This window comes from Eggerthella sp. (genome assembly GCF_048329335.1).
GTDB lineage: Bacteria > Actinomycetota > Coriobacteriia > Coriobacteriales > Eggerthellaceae > Eggerthella > Eggerthella lenta.
Genome location: NZ_DBFEGU010000001.1, coordinates 1 through 10851, shown reverse-complemented (window position 1 = coordinate 10851; position 10851 = coordinate 1). Strand labels below are relative to the sequence as shown.

Below are 10851 nucleotides of genomic sequence, written 5' to 3'. Positions count from 1 at the left end.
CCGCCCCTCCGCCGGCGCGGGGACGGGCACGGGGCCCTCGGCCTCCGACACCAGCTCGGGCGCCAGGAACGCCACGTCGGAGGCGGCCATCGGCTCGGCATCCCCGACCCTCGCGCTCGACTTTACATAACCGCGCTTATCGTCGAAACGGCATGCCCGCGGGGCGGGGTAGGGCTCTTGCGGGGTCATGGTGACCCCGCGGGTTCGCTTCGCGTACCCACCAGCAACGAAAAGGCGGGTCGCTCGAGCGCCCTGGGGCACCTCGAACGACCCGCCTGCTAGCCTTCAACCCGGCAGCGCCGAAAGGCCCTATCGGGTTCGAGCCTTTACACGATGGGCGTGATGGAGACGATCTCCCATTTCTTTCCCTGCTTCGGCAAAGGTTGGTGCAGCATCATCGCCACCACATGCTCGGTGCCCTCTCTGTCCGAAAGCGTTTGCTTGCAGATGATCATGTGGTTCGTGCCTGCCACGATCTGCTTGCCGCAGTACAGAACCGGGCGGTATTTCGCGCCCTTGAGGTTCTTTGTGGCCTCGCTGAAGCCGCTGGCAACCTTTTCAGGCAGGCTTGACTTTTTCATTTTCGCGATTTCCCATGTTCCGAGCATCGTGCTCTCCTTTCGCTCCGTCGTTTCGAGACCCTCGGCCTCGACTTGTTCAGCAATCGTGTCGCGCGGAACCCCGTTGACACCTTTCTCGAAAGAATGCGCCTACCCGCGCCAAATGTCGGCAACGGCATCGTCGACTTCGTTGGCCGGATAGCCTACGGCCTTCATCTTGTCGATGATCACCTGGCGATGCGTGTACTCGCTTTCGCCCGGATACAGGGACGTAGAATACTGGGTAGCGCCCATAATGGTGTCGCGCGGAGGGAATCCGGCGAAGGCCAGAGCCTCCACCACATCTTCGAGCGGACCGTTGGGCGAGAGAGCGAAAAGATCCCTGCCCGTCTGCTCGCCGCTAACGCCGTTTTGCCTGTTGCGAACCGCTATTTCTTTGAAATCCGACATGGTGCCTCCTTTGAGACGATCGGTGCGTGCCGCCCGGCAACTTAATTATGAGTTGCCTAGTTCGCATTATAGAAAGTTTTTTATCACTTTCCATTAATATCCGGGGCGTCGTCACGAACGACGCGTTTGACAAAACGAACGGGAAGGTCGATCGGCAAGCGGCGATATTTTGATTGTGAAAAGCGTTTGAAACGTCGGCAGAAAAAACGATCGGGTTTGCCATCGAAGGGTAAACCGCTTATGCTGGAAGCTGCGATTTCGAAACTCGCGATCCACGGGAAGACGGCATGGCGGATCTGCGTAAGGGGTTTGGAGAAACGGAGGCTATTGCCGAAAAGCTAGACAGCCTATAATGAAGTATATTCAATTTAAGATATTATTCTATTCAATAGTAGCGTTGATATATACAAGAAATTGCATAAATATGAAATAATATGCAAAGGAGATAATCCCGATGACCACTCCCTACCAAACGCTCGCCCTTCCCGTCGACAGCATCCAGTCGCACCCGGAGAACGACTTCACCATGGATGAAAGCGAGATGCAGGAGCTCGTCGCGTCCATCCGCTCCGAGGGTCTCGGGCAGCTGCCGCTCGTGCGCAAGCTGTCGGACGGCGCCTATCAGATGATCGCCGGGCACCGCCGACTCGAGGCGTACAGGCGCCTTGCCCGCGAGGACGCCGCCTTCCGAACCATACCGGTCACGCTCGTCGACGACCTGGACGACGCCCGCGCCCGTGTGCTGCTCAATGTCACCAACCTCGTGACGCGCCGGCTTTCGCAGGAAGAGCGCGGCGCGCGCTACGCGGCCATCGGCAGGGAGGTGCCGGCTTTGCGCGAGGCAGACCCGTCGCTCAAGGGCGTGCGCACGAACGACATCATCGCACGCATCGTGACCGAGGAAACGGGGCAGTCGGTGTCGCCCGCCACGGTCAAGCGCGCTATCGCGGCCGAGAAGCGTCTGCGCGAAACGCGCGAGCAGGCGGAGCTCCTCACCGGCGACCTGAACGAGAACTGGCAGGTGGAGGCGCAAGCCGGGGTCGTCGACCCGCTCACGTTGCGCGCCATCTCGCAGCTTCCGAACCAGAAACAGCTGGATCTGTTCGTCGAGTACCAGCGCCAGGAGATGACCCTCGGCCAGCTGAAAGCCCACCTCAAAGCGTCGCGGCCCAAGACGACGGCCGATGCGTCCCGCGCGTTGCAGGCGGCTATCCGCAGCGTCGAGGAAGCTCGTCGAATGGATCGCGAGGGCGTGCCACTCTCGCAGGGACTCATTCGCAAACTGAAGAGCCTGGTGGACCAGCTGTAGCTTCGGCGGGGCGCGGGGGAGGGGCGTAAAGCCGCGCATGGCCCTGCTGGCGTTCGGGGAAATCGGAGAGCTTGAACGCGGCGGTGTCGACGAGTTCGACGGGGTCGGCCTCGAGCGCCCGGCAAAGCTTGATCATGTCGGGAACGCTCGGAACCACGCGGCCTCGTTCGATGTTGCTGATCCGAGAATGCCCGGTGCCTATCATCAGCCCAAGCCGCTCCTGCGTCAAGCCCTGCGCCTTGCGCAACTGACGAAGGTTCTCGCCGAGGATGAAGGCGTATTGCTGCACAAGGGGGTCGTGATATGCCGGCGTGTTCTTTTCGGAGGATTTTCCCATGTCGCAAGCGTAACCGGTTGAATACGCACCCTTGTATCCACCAGAGTACATATGGACGATTTCTTGGAAAGATGACGCATCTTGCACGTTTCCGCCGACGTCGGTGCGTCTTCGGTATAATCAAACCTTGCTTTCAAAGCAGATCGATGAATCCCTGCAGCGAGGAGGCCCTATCGCTCGACGGTCGACACGAATGAGAAATGCGGCTCGCGCCCTCGTCACGTTGGGTTTCGTCGGCATCTGCGCGGCAATCTTCTACCTTACCGCGCAAGGCCCGACGGAAAGCGTAGCGCTGTCGAGCCGCTTCGACGCGTTCTTGAAATCCGTTGTCGCGCATACAGGGTCGGATGGTTTGCTTGCGCAGCTCGTCCAACAGATACCCGTGCGCAGGATAGGGCATACAGGCGAGTTCTTCGCGTTCGGCGCGCTCGCCTCTGTGCTGGTCATTGTCTGGTTTTCGCAAAGAATGAGCGTGGGAACCATGATGCTCGCCTCGTTGGGAGCGTGCATGGCGGGGTCGCTTTTCGACCAGACGCACAAACTGTTCGTTCCGGTTCGGCACTTCGATTGGAAGGATCTCCCGTTCGACGCCTTCGGATACCTTGCGGCCGTCGTCGTGGTCTTCGCCGCTTACGGAATGGCGAAAGCGTTGGCGAGGCGGAGGGAAGGCTAGAAGCCGCCCGCAATGGCGAAGCGCATCGGGGCGTGCTAATATTATCCTATGACTATTCCGGCATCGAGGGGAGATGGCGGCGCGTGGAGCGAAAGCCGCTCAGCGAGGCGGCTGCGACGGTGGAGCGCGATGGTTCGCATGAGCCGCATGCGAACGGATCGCGAAGGAAGGGGCGGACGTGCTGAGCGATCTGGTGGTGTGCTACCTGTTCCTCGGCGGCACCGGGGCGGGGCTCTGCCTCGTGCTCTCGGTGCTCGGCCTGCTCGTGCCCCGTTCGTGCTTGTCAACGCTCCCGGGCGTGCACCTACATCCGAGCGCCGCGTACCGCAAGCTGCTCGGCTCGGGGTTCGTGGCCGCGTTCGTGCTGCTTGCGCTGGGCATCGTGTGTTTGGTGGCCGACCTCGGCAACGCCGAGCGCATGATTCTGCTGCTCGTGCACCCGACGGCATCGTACCTGGCCGTGGGCTCGTGGGCGCTCGCAGCCTGCCTGGCGCTCGCGGCGGCGCTCGGCCTCGCATGGCTCGGCGTCGGCGTCTGGAACGTCGCCCTCGTACGCGTCGTTCATGTGGTCGCCGGGCTTGCGTCCCTCGTGGTCATGGTGTACACCGGCCTTTTGCTGCAGAGTCTGGGCGCGGTGCCCTTGTGGGCCACGCCGTGGCTGCCGGCGCTGTTCGCGGCGTCGTCGCTGTCGTGCGGCATCGCGTGCGCGCTTGCGCTTGCTCAGATCACGGGCGCGGCATCGGCGTTCGGCGCCATGCTCGGGCGCTTGGCGGCCATCGATGCCGCGGTCATCGTGGTCGAGGCGGCCATCGTCGCGGTGTTCGTATGCGCGGCTTCGCAGGCAGGCGCGCCGCTGTCGAACGGCACCGAGCTCGCCGCGGCGCAATCGGTGCGGGAGCTGGTGGCGGGCCGGAACGCGCAGCTGTTCTGGGGCTGCTTCGCTGTGCTCGGCCTGGCGGTGCCGTTCGCGCTGGACGTCGTGCTCGCACTGCGGCGCCGCCCGTTGCCAGGCGTCGTTCTGTTCGCCTCCGCGTGCGTGCTGGCCGGCGGGTTCGTCATGCGGTTCTGCGTCGTCGCGGCCGGCGCGCATCCTGTTCTGAGCTCGATGGGAGTGATGTGATATGTTTCCGTTCGAAGTGGATTCGACCACCGACGTGCCGCTGTGGGTGCAGCTGCGCCAGCGGCTCATCTACCTGATCAACTCGGGGTACTTCAAGCCGGGCGACCAGCTGCCCACCGTGCGCGGCCTGGCCTCGGAGATTTCCATCAACTACAACACGGTGAACAAGGCGTACCTCAGCCTCGTCTCCGACGGCTACCTGGAATCGACGCGCGGGCGCGGCGTGTTCGTACGCGACCTCGACTCCGAGATGGACGAGGAGTACACGAAAGACGTCGACGGCATCATGAGCGACTGCGTGGCGGCCTGCCGCGACCTCGGATTGTCGTTGGACGACGTGCAGAAGTGCATGATCAAGAAGATCAAGCAGATCAAGAAGGACGAGGGCCTCGAACCCCCGCTCGAGCGGGCCGAGGGGACGGGGCGGATCGTGCCGGTCGACGTGGGAACGACGGCGCGCAAGGCGCGGACGGGAGCGTGATGCGGGTGAAGACCAGGCGAAACGAAGGGGATATGCCAAGCGGGCAGGGCGGCGCGCCGTCTGCCGCATCGTCGCGCCGCGGGCTGCACGTTGTCCCCGACGCGAACACGGAGATCGTGGGCGAGCGCGCGTCGAGCACGGGCGTGCTGCTGTTCTCGGCGGTGGTGTTCCTGCTGGCGTTCGGCCTTGTGCTGGGCGCCTGGTGGGCAATCGCCGGCATCGACGTCGCAGCCATCGCGACGGCGCTCGTCTGCGCGCTTCTGGCCACGGCGGCCGTGCACATCGCGCAGCAATGGGAGAAGGTGGTCGTACTGCGCTTCGGCACGTTCAACCGCGTGTCGGGCCCGGGCCTGTTCTGGACGTTCCCCGTCATCGAGCAGAACACCATGCGCGTGGACACCCGCGTGCGCGCCACCACCTTCGGCGCCGAGGAAACCCTCACAGCCGATCTCGTGCCGCTCGACGTGAACGCCGTGCTGTTCTGGCACGTGTGGGATGCGAAAGCGGCGTGCATCGAGGTGGGCGACTTCACGCGCGCCGTCGAGCTGGCGGCCCAGACGGCGCTGCGCGACGCCATCGGGCGCGCGAGCGTGGCCGAGGTGGCCATCCGCCGCGAGCAGCTGGACCGCGAGCTCAAGCGCGTGCTGGAGGAGAAGGTGGCGCCGTGGGGCATCACCGTGCTGTCGGTGGAGATACGCGACATCCTGCTGCCGAAGGAGCTGCAGGACGTCATGTCGCTGGAGGCCCAGGCCGAGCAGCGCAAGAAGGCCCGCATCATCCTCATGGAAGCCGAGCAGGACATCTGCGAGATGATGGACGACATGGGCGACACCTATGCGAAGAACGACGCCGCGCTGCGCCTGCGTGCGATGCACCTCTTGTACGAGAGCGTGCGCGAAACGGGTGGCACGGTGGTGGTGCCCAGCAGCTTCAGCGAAGGCTTCGGCGACGTGCTGGGCGACGCGGCGAAGGATGTGCTGGGGAAGGGGTCGGGCTTGTGATGGCCCAAGGCGACGAGCGTTGAGCTCGGTCGTTCTGGTCGGCCGCTTGGGGCCTCGATCCTGATTGCGCTTCGAGTTTCGCCTCTTGCTCGCGCCGCGAATCGCGCTTCCCGCGCCCGCCCGCTGCACGCTCGATGCGCCGTTGGTGGCAAAAGGTCATCGAATTCGGAAGTTTCGCAGCGGGCGGCTGGTGGGGCGGGCATGCTCTTCCAGCATATTGCCTGGTCGCAGAGCGCTCTTATGCGATGTCGTGCGCGCTGTGCTTGCTCGGCCTACGCGACTTCTTCCGAATTTGATGCTTTTTTGCCGTTTTGGCTTCCGTCCGCTGCACGGAAGGGTGGCCGATGTCTGAGGCGGCGCTTGGGCGAGGGGTTTTCCGGGCGATGTCCATCGGACGGGTGGTCGGGGCTTCTGTCTCGACGATTCCCCGGCATGCGTGGCGCATTCTTCGCCGCCCTTTCGGTTTCAAGCCGACAAAGTAAGAAGATGACCTGCGGAATCACGAAAAAGTATCCACAAAATAGTATAATGACAAGCAAAAATTATCCTATGACAATCATTGATTGTCATAGGATAATTTCGTATAGTGGGCGCAGTGGAATTTGGCCAATTCTCACGAGGAACGGGGGTATCCTCGTATGAGGTTTTGCCGGCTGGAGGTATGAAGACCACAGTCGACGGAACGGGGATATCCTGACGACATCTTTGAGGAGGAGACATGTCAGGAACAAGCAGCCCGAACAGCGGGCTCACGCGCAGGAGCTTTCTAAAGGCGACCGGCGCTGCTGCGGGGGCGCTCGGCCTCGCAGGCGCGGCCAACATGATCGCAACCGACACTTGGCTCGCACCAGCCCAAGCCCACGCCGAGGCGGGGGAGCGGGTGGCTCATCTTTGCCACCAATTCCATTGCCTTACCGGGTGCAATTTGAAGTGCACGATCCGTGACGAACGCGTGGCGCTCATCGAGCCGAGCGACCTCGTCGACGAGTCGCACAGCACTATCTGTCTGCGCGGAATCAACGAGATCGCGCATATCTATTCAAGCGATCGTCTGCAAACGCCGCTCAGGCGCGTCGGCGAGCGCGGCGAAGGCAAGTTCGAGCAGATCAGCTGGGACGAGGCTGTCAAGGCCATCGCCGATGCCATCAACGAGTCGCATCGGAAGCACGGGCCTGATTCGGTGTTCGTCCGCAAGTCCACCGAGGCTTCCATCGGCTTCGATTTCATCGGCGCGCTGCTGAAAGCCGATCAAGGCGGCGAATGGGGCCTCGACCGAGGCCAGCCGAACGGCCAGACGCCCGCTTTTGGCGCGTTCAGCTACTGTCCGACGCGTTCCATCTGGGAATTCTCTGATGCTGCGACCATTATCGAGGTGGGGCACAATCCGCTGGAAAGCGGCATCGTGTGGTCGCGCGCGCTGATGGATGCGAAGGAAGCCGGCACGTACATCGCAGTGCTTGATCCGCGTTTCAGTGGCACCGCATCGAAGGCCGATGCGTGGCTGCCCGTGCATCCCGGCACGGACGCTGCGGTCATCCAAGGCATGATACGCGCCATCATCGACGAGAAATGGTACGACGAGGAGTTCGTCAAGGCTCATACATCCCTGCCGTATCTTGTCGACAAGAAAACCGGTAAGAGCTATCGCAGCGCTGAAGAGCTGTGCCCGAATCCTACCGTGGTCACGGGCGAGGACGTCGGAAAGCCTTACGTGTGGGACGAGGCGAGCAATGCTCCCAAGCTTTACGACGCGGAGGGCGCAAGCCCGGCGCTCGAAGGCAGCTGGACGGTTGACGGTAAAGAGTTAACTACCGAGTTTGCGCTGATGAAGAAGTGGATTTCTGAATATTCGCTCGAGTGGGCATCGGAGACGTCGGGTATCGCGAAGGATATGATCGTCGATTTGGCCGATCGCTATGCGAACAACGGCCCCGCTATCATCGATTACGGTTTGGGCGGTCCCGACAAGTACACGAACGCCGACGTGCTGGGGCACTCGATGTCCATTCTCACGGCGCTCACCGGCAACTACGGCCGCAAGGGATCCGGGTTCGGCTTCTACGGCGGTGTGGGTGCCGACGATCCTGCGGCAACGCTCAACGATTGGAAGCTCCCCGAGGAGTACGGTTACAACGATTCGGGTCTGGCCATGTACGACATGCCGTACCATGAGAACAACATCCACGTCGCGCTCACGTTCGGCGACGCGTTCACGCTGGAGGCGGCCAATGCGAACGACACGCTCGAGTGGGTGAAGAGCCTCGACTTCTTTGCCATCATCGATATTTACCACTCGTCCGCCGTCGACTACGCCGATATCGTGCTGCCCGCATGCACCAAATTCGAGTGCGAAGAAGACGTCAAGCAGCTGCGTGCGAGCTACGGTCACGTCATGCTGGCGAACGGCATGATACAGCCTCTGTTCGAATCGAAAAGCGACCTGCAGATCGAGCGTCTGCTGGCTGCCCAGTGGGGCTTGGAGAAGTTGCTGCCCGAAAGTTACGAAGAGCTGGCTCGATACTCGCTCGAAGGCGTGGAGGAACTCGATCCGAACATGAAGGGCATCACCTACGACGCGCTCCTGAAAAGCGGCGGTTGCTTGCCGGTAGCCGGTGCGGGTCCCGACTATCGCCCCGACGGCCACGCCGACCAGATGTACGGCACGCCGTCCACGAGGATTGAGCTGTACTACGAGTACCTGCTCGATCAAGGGCATCAGTTCCCCGTGTACGAAGATGCCAACGAGGCGTTCGAGAAGAATCCGCTGAAAGACACGTACCCGTTGTACTTCATGCAGGGCAAGTCGCGCTATCGCATCCATGCGTACTATAGCGCCTCCCCATGGTTCCAGGAAGACTTCGGTCCCTACGTCAACATTTTCCCGTCCGACGCCGAAGCGCGCGGCATCCAGACCGGCGACGACGTGAAGGTGTACAACGGCCGAGGCTCGTTCGTGTGCAAAGCGCACGTGAACCCGAGCTTGCAGCCGGGAGTGCTGTTCATGGCTGAGACCACGTACACGAAGTACTACCAGGAGGGATTCCTTCAGAACGTGACGAACTCGGCGCGCAACGAGCGGTGCTACGAGATGTTCCACGGACCTCAGATTCCCTATAACGACACGCTCGTCCAGATCGAAAAAGCGTAGGTGATGCGACATGACTAAGCTGGGAATAGCTATCAACAAGACGCGCTGCATCGGTTGCCAGACGTGCGCCCATGCATGCAAGATGCAGAACAACGTGCCTTCCGGCATGCGCTGGAACCGCGTTCTCACCGAAGGTTGCGACGTGGAAGACGGCGCACTGGGCGAGTTCCCTAATTTGAGCAGGGGATACCTTCCCGTTGCTTGCCAGCATTGCGAGAACCCCGCATGCCTGCGCGTGTGTCCCACGGGCGCTACGTACAAGGACGACAAAGGGCGCGTCGAGATCGACTACGAGAAGTGCATCGGCTGCCGCATGTGCATGGCGGCCTGCCCGTACAACGCGCGCGTGTTCAACTGGAACGAACCGGTGCGCGATCCCGGTTTCAACTACGGCGACAAGGACGTGCCCGTGCGCGGCAAGGGCGTGGTGGAGAAATGCACGCTCTGCAAGGAGCGCACCGACCGCGGCGACGAGCCCATGTGCGTGGCGTGCTGCCCCACGAGGGCGCGCACGTTCGGCGACCTCGACGATCCGGACAGCGAGATCTCGCGCGTCGTCCGCGAGCGCAAGGCCGGCGTCCTTCTCGAAGAGCAGGGCACCCGCCCGCAAGTCCGTTACTTCAACTAAGGAGGAGGTGCGAACCATGAAAACCTCGACAACGTTCAAAGCGACCGCGGGCGTGCTCGCAGCGCTGACCGTGGCCGGCGTCGCCGCCTGGATCTACCAGCTGGTCAACGGCCTGGGCGTCACCGGCATGAGCAACTCCACGTCGTGGGGTCTCTACATCACGTGCTTCATGTTCTTCGTGGGCCTGTCGGCCGGCGGCCTCATCGTGGCTTCGTCGGCCAGCGTGTTCCACGTGGCCGAGTACAAGAAGGTGGCGCTTCCCGCTGTCGTCCTGTCCACGGTGTGCATCTGCTGCGCCGGCATGTTCGTGCTGATCGACCTCGGCGGCATCGGGCGCGTGTGGCGCATCCTCACGGGGCCGAACCCGATGTCTCCTCTGTTCTGGGATATCTGCGTCATCACGTTGTACCTGGTCATCAACGTCGTGTACCTGTACTTCATGAAGTCGAAGAAGCCGGGCGCGCAGGCCAAGGTGGCCGTCGTGTCGCGCTTCGCCCTGCCTGTCGCCATCCTCGTGCATTCGGTTACGGCGTGGATCTTCGGCCTGGAAATGGCGCGCGAAGGCTGGTACTCGGCCATCATGGCGCCGCTGTTCGTGGTATCGGCCATGGACTCCGGCCTGGCCCTGCTGCTGCTCTCGCTCATGGGTCTCAACAAGTCCGGCCGTTTCGCCACCGACAAGAAGCTGCTGTCGAACCTGGCCGGCCTGTTGGCCGTGTGCGTCGCCGTCGACGGATTCCTCGTGGGCTGCGAGGCGCTGACTATGGCGTACCCGGGCGCCGCCGGCGCCGAGACGCTCGCCATCATGGCGACGGGCGCAACCGCCCCGTTCTTCTGGTTCGAGATCGTCGTGGGCATCCTCATCCCGTTCTGCATCCTCGTGTTCGCGAAGAACCGCGCGCGGATGGGCTTGGTGGCCGCGGCCAGCGTGTGCGTGGTGGCGGGCGTGTTCTTCAAGCGCGTGTGGCTGCTGCTCACCTCCTTCGTCGGGTTCAACGTGGCGGGCGCGCCGGGCGTCTCGCTTGGCATCGCGGCGGCCCAGCAGGGCGGCTCGAGCATGTGGGCGCTCACGGGGACGTACGCTCCCACCTGGGTGGAGATCGTCGTGGTCATCGGCGTGGTGTCCCTCGGCGCGCTCGCGTTC

At 62.7% G+C, this 10851-nt stretch carries 11 protein-coding genes; 8 read left to right on the top strand and 3 right to left on the bottom strand.

The window, feature by feature from the left end; genetic code table 11:
• Nucleotides 1-326: 326 nt before the first annotated feature.
• Nucleotides 327-608: a hypothetical protein gene (locus ACMO6A_RS00055; RefSeq protein WP_009305113.1), complete on the bottom strand. Its 282-nt coding sequence runs from the start codon at nucleotides 606-608 to the stop codon at nucleotides 327-329.
• 102 nt (nucleotides 609-710) lie between these two features.
• Nucleotides 711-1010: a hypothetical protein gene (locus ACMO6A_RS00050; protein WP_009305112.1), complete on the bottom strand. Its 300-nt coding sequence runs from the start codon at nucleotides 1008-1010 to the stop codon at nucleotides 711-713.
• A gap of 454 nt (nucleotides 1011-1464) precedes the next feature.
• On the opposite strand from ACMO6A_RS00050, the gene ACMO6A_RS00045 reads away from it, so the two are divergent.
• Entirely contained in the window at nucleotides 1465-2319 is an 855-nt protein-coding gene (locus ACMO6A_RS00045; RefSeq protein ID WP_114551953.1) for a ParB/RepB/Spo0J family partition protein, read from the top strand.
• Here the strand turns inward: ACMO6A_RS00045 and ACMO6A_RS00040 are convergent.
• Nucleotides 2282-2656, bottom strand: a complete 375-nt coding sequence (locus ACMO6A_RS00040; protein ID WP_009305110.1) for a helix-turn-helix domain-containing protein — start codon at nucleotides 2654-2656, stop codon at nucleotides 2282-2284. The genes ACMO6A_RS00045 and ACMO6A_RS00040 overlap by 38 nt on opposite strands.
• A gap of 31 nt (nucleotides 2657-2687) precedes the next feature.
• Between ACMO6A_RS00040 and ACMO6A_RS00035 the strand changes: the two genes are divergently transcribed.
• From ACMO6A_RS00035 to nrfD (ACMO6A_RS00005), 7 genes are all read left to right on the top strand, one after another.
• The gene (locus ACMO6A_RS00035) at nucleotides 2688-3329 is read left to right on the top strand and encodes a VanZ family protein (RefSeq protein WP_271807797.1); all 642 of its coding nucleotides are present in this window, start codon (nucleotides 2688-2690) and stop codon (nucleotides 3327-3329) included.
• Between the two features lie 178 nt (nucleotides 3330-3507).
• Nucleotides 3508-4449 carry an NrfD/PsrC family molybdoenzyme membrane anchor subunit gene (gene nrfD, locus ACMO6A_RS00030; protein WP_086414947.1) on the top strand — a complete coding sequence of 314 codons (942 nt, stop codon included), beginning with the start codon at nucleotides 3508-3510 and terminating at the stop codon, nucleotides 4447-4449.
• Between the two features lies 1 nt (nucleotide 4450).
• Nucleotides 4451-4930 (top strand): GntR family transcriptional regulator, encoded by a 480-nt coding sequence (locus tag ACMO6A_RS00025; RefSeq protein ID WP_086414946.1) that lies wholly within the window; start codon nucleotides 4451-4453, stop codon nucleotides 4928-4930.
• The gene (locus ACMO6A_RS00020) at nucleotides 4930-5931 is read left to right on the top strand and encodes a slipin family protein (RefSeq protein ID WP_086414945.1); all 1002 of its coding nucleotides are present in this window, start codon (nucleotides 4930-4932) and stop codon (nucleotides 5929-5931) included. Before ACMO6A_RS00025 ends, ACMO6A_RS00020 begins: the two co-directional genes overlap by 1 nt.
• Before the next feature lie 718 nt (nucleotides 5932-6649).
• The gene (locus ACMO6A_RS00015) at nucleotides 6650-9079 is read left to right on the top strand and encodes a molybdopterin-dependent oxidoreductase (RefSeq protein WP_086414944.1); all 2430 of its coding nucleotides are present in this window, start codon (nucleotides 6650-6652) and stop codon (nucleotides 9077-9079) included.
• 10 nt (nucleotides 9080-9089) lie between these two features.
• Nucleotides 9090-9707, top strand: coding sequence for a 4Fe-4S dicluster domain-containing protein (locus ACMO6A_RS00010; RefSeq protein ID WP_114554587.1), 618 nt, complete (start codon nucleotides 9090-9092; stop codon nucleotides 9705-9707).
• Nucleotides 9708-9723: 16 nt separating this feature from the next.
• A partial coding sequence (gene nrfD / locus ACMO6A_RS00005) for an NrfD/PsrC family molybdoenzyme membrane anchor subunit (RefSeq protein WP_418470608.1) occupies nucleotides 9724-10851 on the top strand: 1128 nt, incomplete at its 3' end.

Coding starts and splice junctions, on each gene's coding strand:
- ACMO6A_RS00055 (WP_009305113.1), bottom strand. CDS start 608: ATGCTCGGAACATGGGAAATCGCGAAAATGAAAAAGTCAAGCCTGCCT.
- ACMO6A_RS00050 (WP_009305112.1), bottom strand. CDS start 1,010: ATGTCGGATTTCAAAGAAATAGCGGTTCGCAACAGGCAAAACGGCGTT.
- ACMO6A_RS00045 (WP_114551953.1), top strand. CDS start 1,465: ATGACCACTCCCTACCAAACGCTCGCCCTTCCCGTCGACAGCATCCAG.
- ACMO6A_RS00040 (WP_009305110.1), bottom strand. CDS start 2,656: ATGGGAAAATCCTCCGAAAAGAACACGCCGGCATATCACGACCCCCTT.
- ACMO6A_RS00025 (WP_086414946.1), top strand. CDS start 4,451: ATGTTTCCGTTCGAAGTGGATTCGACCACCGACGTGCCGCTGTGGGTG.
- ACMO6A_RS00020 (WP_086414945.1), top strand. CDS start 4,930: ATGCGGGTGAAGACCAGGCGAAACGAAGGGGATATGCCAAGCGGGCAG.
- ACMO6A_RS00015 (WP_086414944.1), top strand. CDS start 6,650: ATGTCAGGAACAAGCAGCCCGAACAGCGGGCTCACGCGCAGGAGCTTT.
- ACMO6A_RS00010 (WP_114554587.1), top strand. CDS start 9,090: ATGACTAAGCTGGGAATAGCTATCAACAAGACGCGCTGCATCGGTTGC.